The sequence below is a fragment of the Psychromonas sp. SA13A genome, from assembly GCF_011378715.1.
Classification (GTDB): domain Bacteria; phylum Pseudomonadota; class Gammaproteobacteria; order Enterobacterales; family Psychromonadaceae; genus Psychromonas.
The window spans coordinates 137,136-155,481 of the sequence record NZ_WTKU01000008.1; the positions used below are offsets into that span (position 1 = coordinate 137,136).

The window sequence follows — 18,346 nt, forward strand, 5'->3', positions numbered from 1 at the left end:
AATGACACAAAAATGTGGCTTAGTCGCAATCGTCGGGCGCCCTAATGTAGGGAAATCAACGCTTATTAATGCATTACTTGGACAAAAAGTAAGTATCACTTCGCGTAAAGCACAAACGACGCGTCACCGTATTCTAGGTATCGATACAGATGGTGATTACCAAACTGTTTTTGTTGATACTCCTGGATTACATATTGAAGAAAAGCGCGCCATTAACCGTTTAATGAACCGTGCCGCATCAAGTTCTATCAATGATGTTGAAATGATAGTGTTTGTGGTTGAAGGTACACATTGGACTGCCGATGACGAGATGGTATTAAAAAAATTCCAGTACTTAAAATGTCCGGTTATTTTAGCGGTTAATAAAATTGATAATGTAGAAGACAAAGAGTTATTGCTGCCACATTTACAGAAAATCGGTAAACTTTATGACTTTGCTCATATATTACCTATGTCCGCTAAATCCGGTGATAACGTTGAAAAAATTCGTGAATGGGCAAAAGCCGTGTTACCGGAGTCTGAGTTTTATTTTCCAGAAGATTATATTACTGACCGTTCATCTCGATTCATGGCGTCAGAAATTGTACGTGAAAAATTAATGCGCTTCTTAGGTGATGAATTACCTTATTCTGTGACCGTAGAAATAGAACAATTTAAACAAAAAGCCAATGGACTTTTACATATTAATGCACTTATTTTAGTTGAGCGTGATGGCCAAAAACGTATGGTGATTGGTAATAAAGGCGAAAAACTAAAAGCGATTGGAAAACAAGCGCGACTAGACATGGAAGAATTATTTGACTCAAAAGTATTCTTAGAAATCTGGGTTAAAGTTAAATCGGGTTGGGCAGATGATGACAGAGCGCTACGTTCGCTTGGTTACGGTGACGATTACAACGGTTAATACAGCGGCGTAATTTATGTCCATAGAATGCCATAATGCATTTATATTACACCGACGTCCCTATGGCGAAACCAGTCAAATTGTTGATTTGTTTTGCCAAGATGTCGGTAAAGTTAGCCTTGTTTTTAAAGGTGGTCGCAGCAGTACTCGTATGAAACGCGGTATGGCACAACCATTCACACTACTACTCGCTAGTTACTTTGGTCGTAGTAGTTTGAAGACAGTTAAGTCATTAGAAGCACAAACACAGGTGGTACCTTTACAGGGGCAACGTTTGTATATTGCGATGTATATGAATGAACTGTTATATCGCCTATTACAAGCTGAAACTGCTTGTGATGGTTTATTTGAGTGCTACCAACGCACTTTGATCAGTGTCGCTCGAGACGATGATCCGCAAAAAGCCCTGCGCTTATTTGAATTAACATTATTAGAAACGCTCGGTTATGGTGTTAATTTTGATCACGATGTATACAGTGATGAAGCGATTGAAGCAGGCTTTCAATATCAATATAAACAACAGCTTGGTTTTTTTGCTAAGCAGGCTATTTGTAACCCTCAACAGGTTTATGATGGTGCAGATATAATTAACTTATCACAGCGTAAGCTTGATAATGAAGCCACATTAAAGATGGCTAAGCGCTTTTGTCGACAGGCACTTGCTAACTTATTAGGTGATAAACCATTACATAGCCGTGCTTTGTTTGCGGCCAAATAAATACAATAAAGGAAAGAGCATGAGCAAAATATTATTAGGTGTGAATATCGACCATGTTGCAACACTTCGTAATGCACGTGGTACATGTTATCCAGAACCTGCACATTTAGCGGCGGTAGCTGAAACCTCTGGTGCAGATGGTATTACTATTCATATTCGTGAGGATCGCCGTCATATTAACGATCGTGATGTTGCTGTACTGGCACAAACACTACAAACACGTATGAATTTAGAAATGGCAGTAACCGATGAAATGGTTGAGATTGCCTTAAAAACTAAACCTACTTTTGTTTGTTTAGTGCCTGAAAAGCGTGAAGAATTGACGACAGAAGGTGGCTTAGATGTTGTCGGTAATTACGACAAAATAGCCGCAGCAGTGAGCCGTTTAAACGCCGCTAATATTCAGGTAAGTTTATTCATTGACCCAGAAGCTGCGCAAATAGATGCCGCTGTAAAAATGAAGGCTGCTTATGTTGAATTGCATACGGGTCAATATGCTGATGCCAAAACGGAAGAGATTCAAGAAGCTGAATTAGCACGTGTTGCTAAAGCCGCAACTTATGGTCATCAAGCGGGTATTAAAGTGAATGCTGGGCATGGTTTGAATTATCATAACGTTAAACCGATTGCAGCTTTACCTGAGATTATTGAACTTAACATTGGTCACGCAATTGTTGCTCGTGCGTTAATTGATGGGTTTGCTGTTGCTGTTAGCGAAATGAAACGTTTAATGATTGAAGGCCGAAATCACAGTCTATAAATGACAGCCAACAAATCAACGTTTGAAGATAAGCATTAGTCATTCAGAGAGATTAGTGCTTATTAATCTGCTTTTATTCGTAAGTTGGCAATTCAGAACACATTCCTTATTCTTCTCCTTTACAGAGGTGTCACGTGAGTTCAGATCTTTATATTGAGCAATTACGCGCACAGTTTCCTATCTTAGATCAGCAAGTCAATGAGCATCAGCTGGTGTATCTTGATAATGCTGCTACTACGCAAAAACCACAGTCTGTGATTGATGCTATTTGTGATTATTATCAAACCAGTAATGCTAATGTGCATCGTGCAAGCCATGCCCTTAGTAACAAGGCAACTACATGCTTTGAACAAAGCCGCACTAAAGTACAACAGTTTATTAATGCACGTCGTTCAGAAGAGATTATTTGGACTAAAGGTACAACAGAAGGCATTAATTTATTAGCAAATATTTTTGCTCGGCAATTGCAAGCAGGCGATGAAATCATTATCAGTGCCCTTGAGCACCATGCCAATATTGTCCCTTGGCAAATGCTTGCTAAACAAACGGGCGCTATCATTAAGGTTATTCCCTTAACTCAAGAGCATTGTTTAGATGTTGAAGCGTTTAAAGCATTATTAACCGCAAATACTAAACTGGTTTCTATTGCCCATGTTTCCAATGTTTTAGGTGTTATTAATCCAATTAAAAAAATAATTGATTTAGCGCATCAGAAAGGGGCTAAAGTCATTATTGATGGTGCCCAAGCAGTGGCGCACCTTGAGGTTGACGTACAAGGCTTAGATTGTGATTTTTACTTATTTTCCGGACATAAGTTATTTGGCCCAACGGGTATTGGTGTAATGTATGGAAAATATGATTTATTACAACAACTCCCTCCTTGGCAAGGCGGGGGAGAAATGATTGAGACGGTTAGCTTTGAACAGACGACTTATAATCGACTGCCTTTTAAGTTTGAAGCTGGCACGCCTAATATTGCTGGCGCGATTGGTTTAGGCGCTGCCATTGATTTTGTAAATAGCTTAGAAAGAAGTGTTCTTGAAAAACATGAACAAATATTATTAGCTTATACCGAGGCTGCTTTAAAAGGGATACAAGATGTTGTTGTATTTGCTCAAGATTTAAATAAATCTGGTGCCATTAGTTTTATTGTTAAAGGCGAACACAGTACTGATATTGCGATGTTATTAGATGCACAGGGCATTGCCGTTAGAAGTGGTTCACACTGCGCTATGCCATTGATGTCAGTACTGCAATACAGTGGCACTATTCGTGTGTCATTTTCAGTCTATAACACGCTAGACGAAGCGAAAGTGTTTATTAAGGCACTACAAAACGTCATTCAAATGTTGCAGGAATAAATCAAGCTAGGTCAAAAGGATACTAGATAAAAGGGCCATTAGATAAAAGTATTAAAGGTCGATTAAATTAAAAGTCTCATCAAATTAAAAATCCCACTAATCTTCTCTGCTTTTTATTACAGAGAAGGGTAGTGGGACTTTTGTTTATTATGACGCTTTATTATTGAAATGAGCGCTAACTGCTAACTATTGCAGTTAGTGCATCAATTACTCTACGGCTTGTGTAGGTGTTAACTTAAACGCTTTGTTGATCTCTTTTTTATCACCTAATAAGCGTGATGTGATGGTGCCTGCTGTCATCGAACCACTAACATTCAACGCAGTACGAGCCATATCGATCAAAGGCTCAATTGAAATCAGTAAAGCAGCTATCGTTACCGGTAAGCCCATTGCTGGTAATACTATCAAAGCTGCAAAAGTCGCACCGCCACCAACACCCGCAATACCGAATGAACTGATTGCAATAATCGCTACCAATGAAAGAATGAAGTTAAATTCCATCGGGTTAATACCCATGGTTGGAGCAACCATAACAGCAAGCATCGCAGGGTAAATACCAGCACAACCATTTTGGCCAATGGTTGCACCAAAGGTCGCAGATAAGTTTGCAATCGCAGGTGGCACATTTAGTTTAGTAATTTGTGCTTCAACATTCAGTGGAATGGTGGCAGCAGAACTACGTGATGTAAAAGCAAATGTTAGTACAGGCCAAATACGTTTAAAGTATTGTGTTGGACTCACTCCTACTAATGAAACTAATAATCCATGCACGATAAACATTAAGAAAATCGCGATATAAGAAGCAACAATAAAGCCGAGCAGACTTAAAATATCACCTAAGCTCGATGTTGCGACAACTTTTGTCATTAATGCCGCTATACCGTAAGGTGTTAGCGCAATAATCATTTTAACAAGACGCATAACAATTGATTGAGCCGCTTCAATAAAAGTGCGGATTGGCGATTCAAGCTCTTTCTTTTCAATCATCACTCGACGTGCTGCAATACCGACTAAAATACCAAAAATAACTACTGCAATAATCGAGGTTGAGCGTGCGCCTGTTAAATCTGCAAATGGGTTAGTAGGTATAAAACTGACTAGCATTTGCGGAATAGTGAGATCGGCTACACTACCTAGACGAGTCTCAAGCACACTAATACGAGCGGTCTCACGAACGCCTTCAGAAAGGCCCGCTGCAGAAAGACCAAAAATTTGCGTGACCGCAATACCGATCAGCGCTGCAATCATGGTCGTAAATAATAAAACGCCAATGGTTAATGCACTAATTTTACCTAATGATCCTGAATTTTCGAGCTTCACTACTGCTGCAATCATGGACACTAATACTAATGGCATAATCACCATTTTTAATAGGCCAACGTAACCACTGCCTACTACATTTACCCATGCTAATGTTTCACTGATGATAGGGTTTCCTTCACCATAAAACATGTGAATAATAAGACCAAAGGCACTACCAAAAACTAAACCGAGTAATACCTGACGAGACAAGGTAGTCGCTTTTGTTTGTTGTTGAAACAGGAACAAAAGGATGAAAACAAATATCGCAAGATTAGCGATAACTGCAATTGACATGGGATTTCCTTAATAATGATAAATATGAGTGAAATGAACAGCTTTTAACGTTATTTGTACTTTGAAACTGTAGAGCTAGATGATAGTAAGTTGAGATTTTAATTATCTAATCGCAAAATGACAAAGCCAGATAATGCATGACTTATATCATTTGGTTATAAGTATTTTTAAATGCTGTTACCGAAGTTAAAGTTAAGTAAAAAACTTAACGGATATTTACTCCAAAGTACTATTTATTTCTACGATAGTATTTTTCATACGGACTAGCTTAATGTTGATTTTCGCAAGCTAGGACCGCAGAAATGTAAGCTACACAAAGCATTTTTAAAATAAAAAATCCAATTATTATGGATGTATTGATCCACAATGATTGGATTTATTATCTCTTTTTCTTAAGCTCGCTTAACTCTAAGATGACTGCCATCGGTAACACTCTTAATTATTAATTTATATTTGGAAAAATCATGACTCATCAAATTATTACAGATCTTAACAATCGTTACACCGCTAAAATGTATGATGCAACTAAACGTATTTCAGCAGAGGATATGGAAATAATCAAAGAAGCAATGCGCTTATCAGCTTCTTCTATTAACTCCCAACCTTGGAAGTTTATCGTGATTGAAAGTGATCAAGCGAAACAACGTTTACATGATACTTTTGCTAATAAATTTCAATTTAATCAACATCACGCAAAAGAAGCGTCACACACTATTTTGTTTGCTCACAATCCAAACTATACTAAATCTGATTTCCAAAAAGTGCTCGATGTCGAAGTATCTTCAGGGCATTTACCTGCTGAAATGGAAGAAAACATGATGAAGGGCGGTTTTGGTTTTGTTGATTTAAATACAGACGAAACCGGCTTTAATGGCCATTGGTCAAAAGCGCAAACATACATCGCTTTTGGTAACGCATTACACACTCTTACTCGTTTAGGAATAGACTCGACACCAATGGAAGGGGTAGATCCTGAGTTAATCAGTGAAGTCTTTAAAGAGGAACTAGATGGTTATGTATGTCACGTTGCTCTAGCAATGGGTTATCATTTAGGCGAAAAAGATTATAACCACGGTCTTCCTAAAGCTCGTTTGCCTATGGACGACGTATTTACCGTTTTATAAGCTTAAATTCATAGAGTATTATAATACTTGTTGAAAGATATTATGTAGAAAATAAGCTAGTTGCCTAACTAGCTTATTTATAAGTTTATTTATTCTTGAATCCAAGTGACAAGACAACATTAGCTAAGCTCAGTCAAGTTCATAAAACCAGTAATTAGCTGTAAATAATAGTTTAAAAGATCTACTGCCCTAATCATTAATGACGTTTTGAAATCAAGGTAAATTTGTAATCGGTGGTTTTGAAATAATTAATGCTATATTCAAATACTGTATTGTCTTGTAAAAAGCTGCGCGTTCGTTTTTCAATAATAGGTTGATTGGGGTCAATACCTAATAACGTCGCAATATCTATTGATGGCAATATTGGTATGATCTCTTGTTCACTGCGATCAATCACTAGTCCTTTCTGTTTTTCGATATATTCATATTTGGACTTGCGCATTACTTCGTAAGTTAAGTCTGGAAAAAGCGCTAGTGGCATCCAAGTTTCTTCTACAGTGATCGGATTATTTTCGATATAACGTACGCGTTTGACATAATAAACAGGATCTTGTTCTGTGATGTTGAGATTATCTGCCAGGGTTAAGCTAGGTTTCATTACTTCGAAAGTAAGTATATCACTGTGAGTGGCTAAATTTAAATGCGCCCATTTTTCATCAAAACTGGATTGTTGGTAGATATCATAATTAACTTTTTTTTCTTTAACGTAAGTCCCGCTACCTTGCACACTCTCAAGCTCACCATTTTCAATTAAGAGCTTTAAAGCTTGTCTAACAGTGACGCGACTCGCTGCAAACTCTTCAACTAATTCTGCTTCAGTGGGTAACGCTTCTCCTACTTTACACTCTCCAGTATCTATTTTGGTACGGATAATATCGGCTATTTGACGATATCTTGGTAGTTTAGCCATGTGATCCTCTTAGCAGGTGTGAATCAATTTATTAATATTTATAGAGTACTGGTAAATAGATTTTAATACAAATATTTAAAAGTAATACAAATTAAATTCTTTATTTTGTTATTGTCTACAATTTATTTTAGAGATACTTTTTGTGCGATCTAAGTCGTATTTTTGAGCTAATTAGTGTTTTTCAATACAAATTTTAATACAAATATTGCTTTGGGTGATCTAAATCACACAATTTGTATCAAATAGGTATTACAATTCGTTTCGTTGAAATGTAACCGATTTTATTTGTGGGACTTGTGGAAATAGGACAAAGATTATGAAAATGACAACATTAACGAATGCATCTTTGATGACATTGCAAACTACGTTTGCTAGTCGCGATGATGCTATTCATGCGCTAACTGAAAAGTTAGATCAGCAAGGTAAATTACATAACAAAGAAGAATTTTTAGCGGCAGTATTTGCACGTGAAGAGCAAGGACCTACCGCTTTAGGTGAAGGGCTTGCTGTACCGCACGGTAAATCTGATGCAGTAAAAGAAGCAAGCTTTGCCGTTGCTACTTTGAAGCAAGATTTAAAGTGGAAAGGTATTGATGAAGATGAAGACGAAGATGTTAATTTAATCTTCTTACTTGCGATCCCTAATGCTGAAGCGGGGTCTACACATATGCAAGTGTTGACTGAATTAACAACTACTTTAGTAGATGATGACATTCGTGAAGCAGTACTTAATGCAACTACTCCAGAGCAAGTGCTTGCTTTATTAGACGGTAAAAAAGTTGCTAAGGAACAAGTTGAATTAGATTCAAGCAAACCAACCGTTGTTTGTGTGACAGCTTGCCCAGCAGGTATTGCACATACTTACATGGCTGCGGAATACTTAGAAAAAGCAGGTAAGAAATTAGGCATTAATGTCTATGTTGAAAAACAAGGTGCAAACGGCATTGAAGACCGTTTAACTGCTGCACAATTAAATGAAGCGGTTGCCTGTGTTTTTGCTACTGAAGTATCGATTAAAGATATTGAACGATTTGATGGTATCCCACGTGTTGAAACAGCAGTGGCTGAGCCTATCAAACATGCAGAGCGCATTCTTAATGAAGCATTAGAAGCGGGTAAAAACGGTACTGGTGCGGCACGTGTTGCACAGACAGAAGATAAACCTAAAAGATTACCGCTTAAAACAGAATTGAAACGTGCTTTATTAAGTGGTATTTCATTTGCTGTTCCATTAATCGTTGCAGGTGGTTCAGTATTGGCTATTGCCGTATTGATTGCACAAATTTTTGACTTGCAAGAACTGTACGGAACAGATGGTTCATGGCTATGGATGTACCGTAAATTAGGTGGCGGTATGTTAGGCACCTTGATGGTACCGGTATTAGCAGCTTATACGGCTTACTCTATTGCCGATAAACCTGCATTAGGTCCTGGTTTTGCTGCGGGTCTTGCGGCTAACTTAATCGGTTCTGGTTTCTTAGGTGGTGTTGTTGGTGGTCTATTAGCCGGTTATGTAATGCGTTGGGTAAAAGAAAACGTACGTTTAAGCCCTGCATTCAACGGTTTTTTAACTTTCTACCTTTACCCTGTTATTGGTACGGTTGTAGTCGGTAGCTTGATGCTATTTGTTGTTGGCAAACCTGTTGCTTTCCTAAACCAAGGATTGACTGATTGGTTGAACAGCCTCTCGGGTAGCAACACATTGTTACTAGGTGCAATTATCGGTATATTTGTATCTTTCGACTTAGGTGGTCCGGTTAACAAAGCGGCTTATGCATTCTGTTTAGGTGCGATGGCAAATGGTGTTTATGGCCCTTACGCAATCTTTGGTTCGGTTAAAATGGTTTCTGCCTTTACCGTTACTTTCTCTACTATGATTGCTCCTCGCTTATTTAAAGAGTTTGAAATTGAAGTGGGTAAATCAACCTGGTTGTTAGGCCTAGCAGGTATTACCGAAGGTGCGATTCCTATGGCGATTGAAGATCCAGTACGTGTTATCGGTTCATTCCTTGTAGGCTCTATGGTGACAGGTGCAATTGTTGGTGGTGCGGGTATTGGCCTTTCAACACCGGGCGCTGGTATCTTCTCAATCTTCTTATTGCATGATGCTGGTATTGGTAGCTTTATGGCAGCAGGTATCTGGTTCGGTGCTGCACTGATTGGTACGGTTATCTCGACAGCAATGTTAATTACTTGGAGAGCACATCACGCTAAAAAAGAAAAATTAGCGGGTATGACTGCAACTAACTAGTAAAAACAATGATTGGCATAGTGAGTTTCATCACTATGCCTTTTTTGCAATTTTCTCAAAGTAGCTGGTTATTCTATCCATTAACCACTTATCTTAAGGTATAAAATTATGACTACATCTCGCGTACACATTACTCCACACATGCACTGGGATCGTGAATGGTATTTCACTACGGAAGAATCTCGTATTTTATTAGTGAACAACATGGAAGAAATTATGGGTCGTCTGGAAACAGACCCTGATTACAAATACTACGTACTTGATGGACAAACAGCATTATTAGAAGATTACTTTGCCGTTATCCCAGGTGGTAAAGAACGTGTTAAAGCATTGGTTCAAGCTGGTAAATTAATTGTAGGTCCTTGGTATTCACAAACCGATACGATGCAGGTTTCTGGTGAATCAATTGTACGTAATATGTTATACGGCATGCGTGATTGTTTAGCATTAGGTGAGCCGATGAAAATTGGTTACCTACCAGACTCTTTCTCAATGAGTTCTCAATTACCAATGATCTATAACGGCTTTGGTATTGACCGTACTATGTTTTGGCGTGGTTGTTCTGAACGTCACGGCACTAACAAAACCGAATTCTTATGGCAGTCAAATGACGGTAGTGAAGTCACTGCACAAGTTCTTCCATTAGGTTATGCAATTGGTAAATACTTACCAGAAGATAAAGATGCATTAACCACACGTTTAGATACCTACTTAAAAGTATTAGAAAACGCATCTGTCACTAAAGATATTCTATTACCGAATGGCCATGATCAAATGCCTATTCAAAAAAATATCTTTGAGGTTATGGACATTTTACGCGAAGCTTACCCTGACCGTGAATTCTTGATGAGCCGTTTCGAAGACGTATTTGAAAAAATTGAAGCACAACGCGATCAATTAGATACTATTAAAGGTGAATTTAACGATGGTAAATACATGCGTGTTCACCGCACAATTTCTTCTACTCGTATGGATATTAAACTTATTCACGCTGAAGTTGAAAACAAAATTGTTAACATTCTAGAGCCGCTTGCTTCAATTGCATTCAAACTTGGTTTTGATTATCACCATGGTTTAATTGAAAAAATGTGGAAAGAAAGCATGAAAAATCATGCTCATGATTCTATCGGTTGTTGTTGTAGCGATAAGGTTCACGCAGAAATCTTAAATCGTTATATTCTTGCTGACGATATGGCCACTAACCTGATTAATTTCTACAAACGTAAAATCGTCGATCATATGCCTGAAAAAGAGGGCTGTGATAAATTAGCATTATTTAACTTATCGCCTTATGCACGTGAAGAAGTTGTTAACACAATGATTACTATTCGTGCTCAAGAATTTAAAATCTTTGATGATGCTGGCAATGATGTTGAGTACTTTATTGAAGATCAACAAGAAATTGACCCAGGTAAAATTGACCGTCAAATTGTACATTATGGTAACTATGACCCGTTCATGGAATTCAATATTCAATTGAAAGTTAACGTACCGGCAATGGGCTTTACTACGTTACATGTACAAGCGAATGAAAAAGGCGCGCTACAAGTTGCACCACAAAATGAGCAAAACGTATTAGAAAACAGCTTCTACAAAATTACTGTAAACAATGACGGCACGTTGGCTGTATTTGATAAAGAAACAGAGCAAACGTTTGAGCAGGTATTACGCCTTGAAGATGGTTCTGATGATGGTGATGAATACGATTACTCTCCTTCACGTAAAGAGTGGTTATTATATTCAAATGACTTTGATGTTGAAACCAATGTTGAGCATCAAGCATTACAATCTGTTGCGCATATTAAATTCCGTATGAATGTGCCTACCAACCTTGAGTCACGTGAACAACGTAGCAACCAAGATGGTTATGTTGATGTGGTCTGTCAGGTTGTATTAAAACAAGATACTCGTCGCATCGAAGTACGCATGGAATTAGATAACCAAGCTGATGATCACCGTGTACGTGTGCTTATTCCAACACCATTTGTAACAGATACAGTCGTCGCTGATAACCAGTTTGGTCTGATCACTCGTACGACCGATGACCCTGCAATGCAAGTTTGGGAAGCTGAAAAATGGAAAGAAGCGCCAGTACCTGTTTACCAATTAATGAACTTTGCTGCGCTTGAAAATGGTCAAGCTGGAATGGCTGTTATGACTAATGGTTTACGTGAATTTGAAGTCATTGCTAATGAAACTGAACAGCGTGATACATTTGCTTTAACTTTATTCCGTGGTATCGGTGTATTAGGTAAAGAGAATTTATTACTTCGCCCTGGTCGTCCGTCTGGAATCAAGATCCCAGCTCCTGATTCGCAAGTACGTGGTAAAATTGTTTGTGAATTCACTTTGTTTGGGTTTGCTGGTGATCATATTACTGCTAATGTAATGGCTGAAGCACGTGATAACGTAACACCTATTCAGTGTTACAACAAAATTCCATTTAATGCGATGAAACTAAATGTGGGTGAGAAAAATATCCCATTAACTTATAGTTTATGTAGTGCAAATAAAAATGGTTTAGTGTTAAGTGTTCTGAAAAAAGCTGAAGATGAAGATGCGTTAATTATCCGTGTTTACAACCCTTCAGAAACAGAAACGGTTAAAGGTGATATCGAATTTACAACACCGGTCACTGAATGGTTAGAAACCTTAATGGATGAAACGCCAAAACCAGGCGTAGTTGCTCAACAATCGCAAGATTTTGGTGATTTAGGTCCATGTCAGGCTAAAACGTTCCGCGTTAAGTTTTAATCAAAAAGGGGCAATACACTTAATGAGTTGATTCGCTCCCTTGATATAAACTATTTTTTAGTTAACTATAATTAGAACCCCTCGCCAGAGGGGTTTATAGGTGAAATGATGAAAATTGTTATTGCCCCTGATTCATTCAAAGAATCACTTTCTGCTGCTGACGTAGCAACCTGTATAGAAAATGGCTTTTCAGAAATTTTCCCCGATAGTGAATACATCAAAGTCCCTCTTGCCGATGGTGGAGAAGGGACTGTTGATGTATTAGTTGATGCGCTTAATGGACAAAGACAAAAGCAAATCGTGCATGGGCCTATTAAAGATGATGTTAATGCAGTTTGGGCATTACTGGATGATGGCGAAAGCAAAACCGCATTAATTGAAATTGCAGCCGCTTCTGGTCTTGATTTAATTACACCGCAACAGCGTGACCTGCTACGTGCAACTAGTTTTGGTACTGGACAATCCATATTACAAGCATTAGACCTAGGTGTGCAAAAGATTCTAATTGGTTTAGGTGGTAGTGCAACCAATGATGGTGGCGCAGGAATATTGCAAGCATTAGGCGGTCAGTTATTAGATGCACAAGGTAATGAATTACCCCTTGGCGGTGCTGCATTAGCTAACCTCGCGAGTATTGATTTAACTCATCTTGATAAACGCTGTGCCAATGTTGAATTTATTGTTGCCTGTGATGTGTCTAACCCATTAACCGGTGAAAATGGTGCCAGTGCTATTTTTGGCCCGCAAAAAGGTGCCACTGCAGAGATGGTTGAGTTACTTGATAATGCCTTAAGTCACTTTGCTAACATCGCAGAAAAAACAACGCATATTAATCATCAACAAAGTGTTGGTTTTGGCGCGGCCGGTGGGGCTCCTTTAGGTTTGTCATTAGCGTTTAATATTCAAATAAAAGCTGGCATTGATATGGTGCTGGATATTTTGAATGTCGATCAACTACTTCAAGGGGCTGATTTAGTCATTTCCGGTGAAGGCATGATGGACAACCAAACGCTGAACGGAAAAACACCCTTTGGTATTGCTCAACGCGCGGTACAACGCGGTATTCCAGTGATTGCAATTGCGGGCTCGCTAGGTACTGAAGTGGATGCTTTGTATGACTCCATGGGCAGTATTTTTGGTACGGTGAGGTCACCACAATCGCTACCGCAAGTATTAAATGAAGCAGACAAAAACTTAACACGTACCGCAAGAAACGTAGCGGCAACATTAGCGATGGGAAATAAACTTTCTCTTAAATAGCTTTTTTTAAATAACTATTTTTAAGTTACTACTTTTAAATTACTACTTATAAAACTAAAAACGAATTGATAAGGGCTCATCATGACTCAAGTACTTTCACCTTGCTTTTTCCCCATGGAAAACGTGATCCAAGATTATATATGGGGAAGCCGTACTTCTATTAGCAAACTATTAGGTATTAACAATCCAGAAAATAAGCATCAAGCTGAAATCTGGATGGGCGCTCATGCTAATGGTTGTTCTAAAATTATCAACAACGGTAATACACAGCTTTTATCTGATTTTATAGCACAAGACAAAGATGCTATTTTAACACCTAAAACGAATGCTCAATTTGCTGAACTACCTTATTTATTTAAAGTACTAGCCGCAGGCGAAGCGCTATCTGTGCAAGTTCACCCAAGTAAAGCACAAGCAGAAGTCGGTTTTGCAAAAGAAGAAGCTGCAGGCATTCCACGTAATGCTGGCAATCGTAATTATAAAGATCCAAACCATAAACCTGAATTGGTTTATGCATTAACACCTTACCAAGCAATGAATGGCTTTCGTGAGTTCGAGCAGACTATCGCGTTATTTAAAAAAATTAACGTAGCAGCGATCGGTGATCTTGTTGATGCCTTTTCTTCTGCATTAAATTCAGCTGGATTAGAAACATTTTTTTCTGAGTTACTTTCTTTGAAAGGCGAAGTAAAAGAATGCGCCGTTAATGAGCTGCTTGAATATGCCAATGAAAATAAAGAAGATCCATTATTTGCCCTTATTTTAGAACTATCACTTCAACACCCCGGTGATATTGGTTTGTTTACACCATTAATGCTGAATGTGATCACGCTACAACCAGGTGAAGCTATGTTCCTATATGCATGTACACCACATGCTTATTTGAAAGGTACAGGTCTTGAAATTATGGCAAACTCTGACAATGTATTACGTGCGGGTTTAACGCCAAAATACATGGATGTTGAAGAGCTTGTTGCATGTACTAAATTCGATGCTATTCCTTTTGACTCATTACAATTCACTCCTGAATTAAAAGAGGGGGGTGAGTATTACGCAATCCCAGTTGAAGATTTTAAATTTGCATTGTTTGAATCTATTACAGATTTGACGCTAACAGTTGATAGTGCTGAAATATTATTAGCCTTGGATAATGATGTCACCCTAACCCATGAAAGTGGCGAAACGGTTGTGATCAATAAAGGGCAATCAGTATTTATTCCTGCCTACACAAAACAATACCAGTTAACTTCAACAGGCCGTGTGGCCCGAGCATTTAACTAATATATCTACCCGTTACCATTCAATGTGCAAAAAATGCATGTTGATTGGTAGTGGATATAGAAGCAAAGAAAGCAAGGCTATTGGCTCACCATTCACATGTTATAAAATAAACTACTTTTCTATTCACCTAGATTCGCATAAATACTGCCCATCATTATTGCCTATAGACGTTTTCATCAATATGTCTATAAATACAGCCTCTGACTTTTACACACCCATTAACTTGATCTCTATTTTCTCATCTTTCAGCGTATCGATTAAAGCTTTGCATAAGCCGACCTGAGCATTTACTATTTGAACCTAAGTTTTTAATTATCATCGCTTTGGGAATCATCATGTCAGCAAATTTATCGCAATTATTATCTATCATGCAGCAATTACGCACTCCTGAAACAGGGTGCCCATGGGATATCAAACAAACCTTCGATAGTGTGGTGCCACATACCATAGAAGAAGCCTATGAAGTCGCCGATGCGATTGCTAATAAAGATTTTGATGATTTAAAAGGTGAGCTTGGCGATCTTTTATTTCAGGTGGTTTTTTATGCTCAGTTAGCAAAAGAGCAAGGTTTGTTTGAGTTTGATGATATTTTAGCCGTCTTAAACGAAAAACTGATTCGACGTCATCCGCATGTATTCTCGACCACTGAGTTTACAAGTGATGCAGAAATCAACGCCAATTGGGAAGCTGAAAAAGAAAAAGAGCGTCTCAAAAAAGCTAAATCATTAAATGCCGAAGAAAGTATTTTAGATAATATCCCATTAGCATTACCGTCACTTACACGCGCTTATAAAATTCAAAAACGTGCCGCCAGTGTTGGTTTCGATTGGGCTGAGTTAGAACCTGTTATTGCTAAAATCCATGAGGAGATTGACGAAGTATTAGTCGAAGTGAAACGAACTGATTTAACACAGGAACAGCAAAAAGCGCGTATTGTAGATGAGCTAGGGGATTTATTATTTGCTAACGTTAATCTAGTTCGCCATTTAAAAGCAAACCCTGAACAAGTGTTAAATCAAGCAAATCAAAAGTTTTCATCTCGTTTTCGTTTAGTTGAGCAACATGTAAAATCATTAGGTAAAGAGATGGGGGATTGTACGTTAAACGAGCTAGATGTCATATGGAATGACATTAAAAAACTAAAAACTAAAAGTTAAAATTAATCCCTATCAAATAATTTGCTATCTCTTATTTTGTGCGTCGGATTTAATGCGATATTAAAGTAATTACTTAGCTTGGCTGATATGCATTGTTGTAACATCAAGGTAAAGATCCGTTGAGAAAGTATTTAAAAATTAAATTTTAACCCCATATCATTAATATTAACATTGTTGCATTGTTATGGACTTAGAGGGCGATGTTGAGCTTATTCGTTAACTTAACATTGATTGTGCTAGATTTTTTTATATTTACTAATATCGTCTGATTGGTTTTGATAGCAATCGTTTAAGTACCTTTTTATTCATTGAAAGTAGTGATTTATGACATTAATAGTTGGCCAAAATATCTTAATTGAAAAAATTGGGAGTGTTGAAATCGATTTTGCATGGCGTAGCCTGAAAAGTGATTTAAATCTCGCGATTTATGCTGTGGCTTTTAGCGATGGGAAAGTACTCGCTGAAACGAATATAGATCCTAATCAATGGCCGCTACCCAAGTCGTTGAGTCTAGATAAATCAGGCCGGCATTTTACTGTTCAATTTCCACAACTTGATACAAAAATAGATCGTCTTGCTTTTTATGGTTTTTTACCTGAAAACAGTCGTTATTCTTTAAAGCAGATGAGTCACTTTCAAATTAGAGTTAATGATTTATCTCTCGGTCGATTGGCAAAAATGGATGTTGAATCTTTTAATGACACGCATAAAGGTGTGATGTTTTTTGAGTTTTACCTACATAATAACGTATGGAAATTAGGCTATAAACGCCAGCCACTAAAAACAGGATATTTAACGACGTTAACAGAGCTAGGGGTGAACTTTATCAAGCCTGAAAAACGTGAACAAAAGCCTTCAGTGACTTCTGAGCATAAAAGCACCGAGGCAGAGGTTATAACTCAACCATTAGAGCCAAGTATCGTTGAGAATGTACAACTACAAAAAGGTCAGAATTTATCACTTAGTGAGCATTTTACACATTGCACTGCGATCACTTGTAAGCTTAATGTTGTACCTAAAATAGATGATTTGGCACTTAACGTCGTTGCTATCAATCGTGATAATAAAGTCAATAATATTAAAGATTTTTTATATCATGAAAATACGATATTACGTGGGGAAGGAGTCAAGCTAAGCGATGCAGAAGTATCGATTAACTTAGATAAACTACCTCATGATGTCACTAAGATTCAAATTTTAGTAACTAGGCGTGCGACCAGTAAGCGTATCAATAGCGCCGATTTTATTGAGCTGAGCGTGAGTAATACTTATACCGAACAAAAGATGGCTAAGTACGTCTGCGAAACCACTGATAAAAATTATAATACTATGGTGCTGCTGAACTTCTATCGTAATCAACAGGGGTGGTCGATTCGAGCCGTAGGCCAAGGGTTTTCAGGTGGATTAGATAAAATAGGTCAACGTTATCAGTTCTCTCCACCTAAGTTACGTTATGTCGCTCCTAAAGCTAGCGTAGCATCGAATACGTTACAGCAAGAGATCGCTTCCTTTGAAGCCGAGAATAAAGCTGCGGTAGATAAATATAAAAAACTACAGTCTTTATCTTATTTATTGATGGGCATTGCAGCATTACTGGTTTTATTAACCTTTAGTCGAATTTTATTTCTACCGCTTGCCTGTCTGTTAGGTGGGTTAGGTTGGTTTTGTTTTCAACATGCATCGAAGTCATTAAAAACAATTCAAGATGAGCAATTTGAACGTTTAGTGCTCAACATGATCAAAGCAAATAACTATCAGCTCACACCTTTTGATATCGCAACTCATTGTCGAGTTAATATTGAACGAGCCACCGAAATGCTAGATAGTCTATGCGATAAAGGGCTTGGGCATACCGCTATTAATAGAGAAGGTAATGTTTTTTATGACTTTTCTAGCCTTAAAAATTCAACTTATTAAGTGATAATAGCCAGCATTACTAATCACCTTATATTTGTATAATCAATGAAGCAGCATCTTTTACTGGCGCAATACCATTTATGAAACATTATGTTGCGTTTATTGTTGCTTTAGTTGTTATTAAGAGAGAGCTTAAACCTTGTTTTTGCAGGTAAAATAAATAATATGAGTAAATGCAGAGAAAAGATTGTCGAAAATAAGTGCGCTTGCTATAATGTCATCCCATTTAAATGTTCAATATTCTTCATTTTTGATAACAATGTCACATAACGTATAAACATCACTTAACTTAGCTAAGTTGATGATTTTTGCTGTGTGATTGTTTTTATGTGGAATACCGGCTTCTTTCTACT

Annotated in this window: 13 protein-coding genes; 11 read left to right on the top strand and 2 right to left on the bottom strand. The window is 37.7% G+C overall.

The window, feature by feature from the left end; translation table 11 throughout:
• Position 1 precedes the first annotated feature (1 nt).
• The 4 genes from era (at position 2) to GQR44_RS09765 (ending at position 3,743) form a co-directional block, all read left to right on the top strand.
• Positions 2–904, top strand: a complete 903-nt coding sequence (gene era / locus GQR44_RS09750; RefSeq protein WP_166371636.1) for a GTPase Era — start codon at positions 2–4, stop codon at positions 902–904.
• 16 nt (positions 905–920) lie between these two features.
• Entirely contained in the window at positions 921–1,622 is a 702-nt protein-coding gene (gene recO / locus GQR44_RS09755) for a DNA repair protein RecO (RefSeq protein ID WP_166371637.1), read from the top strand.
• A gap of 19 nt (positions 1,623–1,641) precedes the next feature.
• Positions 1,642–2,382, top strand: a complete 741-nt coding sequence (gene pdxJ, locus GQR44_RS09760) for a pyridoxine 5'-phosphate synthase (protein ID WP_166371638.1) — start codon at positions 1,642–1,644, stop codon at positions 2,380–2,382.
• Between the two features lie 134 nt (positions 2,383–2,516).
• The gene (locus tag GQR44_RS09765; protein WP_166371639.1) at positions 2,517–3,743 is read left to right on the top strand and encodes a cysteine desulfurase; all 1,227 of its coding nucleotides are present in this window, start codon (positions 2,517–2,519) and stop codon (positions 3,741–3,743) included.
• Between the two features lie 207 nt (positions 3,744–3,950).
• Here GQR44_RS09765 and GQR44_RS09770 read toward each other — a convergent pair whose 3' ends face one another.
• Positions 3,951–5,339: an L-cystine transporter gene (locus tag GQR44_RS09770; RefSeq protein ID WP_166371640.1), complete on the bottom strand. Its 1,389-nt coding sequence runs from the start codon at positions 5,337–5,339 to the stop codon at positions 3,951–3,953.
• Between the two features lie 464 nt (positions 5,340–5,803).
• Here GQR44_RS09770 and GQR44_RS09775 point away from each other — a divergent pair, with 464 nt between their 5' ends.
• Positions 5,804–6,463 (top strand): NAD(P)H-dependent oxidoreductase, encoded by a 660-nt coding sequence (locus GQR44_RS09775; RefSeq protein ID WP_166371641.1) that lies wholly within the window; start codon positions 5,804–5,806, stop codon positions 6,461–6,463.
• A gap of 196 nt (positions 6,464–6,659) precedes the next feature.
• Here the strand turns inward: GQR44_RS09775 and GQR44_RS09780 are convergent, their stop codons facing one another.
• Entirely contained in the window at positions 6,660–7,373 is a 714-nt protein-coding gene (locus GQR44_RS09780; RefSeq protein WP_166371642.1) for a GntR family transcriptional regulator, read from the bottom strand.
• A gap of 316 nt (positions 7,374–7,689) precedes the next feature.
• On the opposite strand from GQR44_RS09780, the gene mngA reads away from it, so the two are divergent.
• The 6 genes from mngA to GQR44_RS09810 all read left to right on the top strand — a co-directional run bounded on the left by mngA (position 7,690) and on the right by GQR44_RS09810 (position 17,993).
• Positions 7,690–9,624 carry a PTS 2-O-a-mannosyl-D-glycerate transporter subunit IIABC gene (gene mngA, locus GQR44_RS09785; RefSeq protein WP_166371643.1) on the top strand — a complete coding sequence of 645 codons (1,935 nt, stop codon included), beginning with the start codon at positions 7,690–7,692 and terminating at the stop codon, positions 9,622–9,624.
• A gap of 108 nt (positions 9,625–9,732) precedes the next feature.
• On the top strand, positions 9,733–12,378 hold the full coding sequence (gene mngB, locus GQR44_RS09790; protein WP_166371644.1) for a mannosylglycerate hydrolase: 2,646 nt from the start codon (positions 9,733–9,735) through the stop codon (positions 12,376–12,378).
• A 108-nt stretch (positions 12,379–12,486) separates the two neighbouring features.
• Positions 12,487–13,638, top strand: a complete 1,152-nt coding sequence (locus GQR44_RS09795) for a glycerate kinase (protein WP_166371645.1) — start codon at positions 12,487–12,489, stop codon at positions 13,636–13,638.
• Positions 13,639–13,719: 81 nt separating this feature from the next.
• Entirely contained in the window at positions 13,720–14,919 is a 1,200-nt protein-coding gene (gene manA, locus GQR44_RS09800) for a mannose-6-phosphate isomerase, class I (protein ID WP_205963023.1), read from the top strand.
• A 335-nt stretch (positions 14,920–15,254) separates the two neighbouring features.
• Positions 15,255–16,076, top strand: a complete 822-nt coding sequence (gene mazG, locus GQR44_RS09805) for a nucleoside triphosphate pyrophosphohydrolase (RefSeq protein ID WP_166371646.1) — start codon at positions 15,255–15,257, stop codon at positions 16,074–16,076.
• Between the two features lie 324 nt (positions 16,077–16,400).
• Entirely contained in the window at positions 16,401–17,993 is a 1,593-nt protein-coding gene (locus GQR44_RS09810; protein WP_166371647.1) for a TerD family protein, read from the top strand.
• The last annotated feature ends 353 nt before the right edge of the window (positions 17,994–18,346 follow it).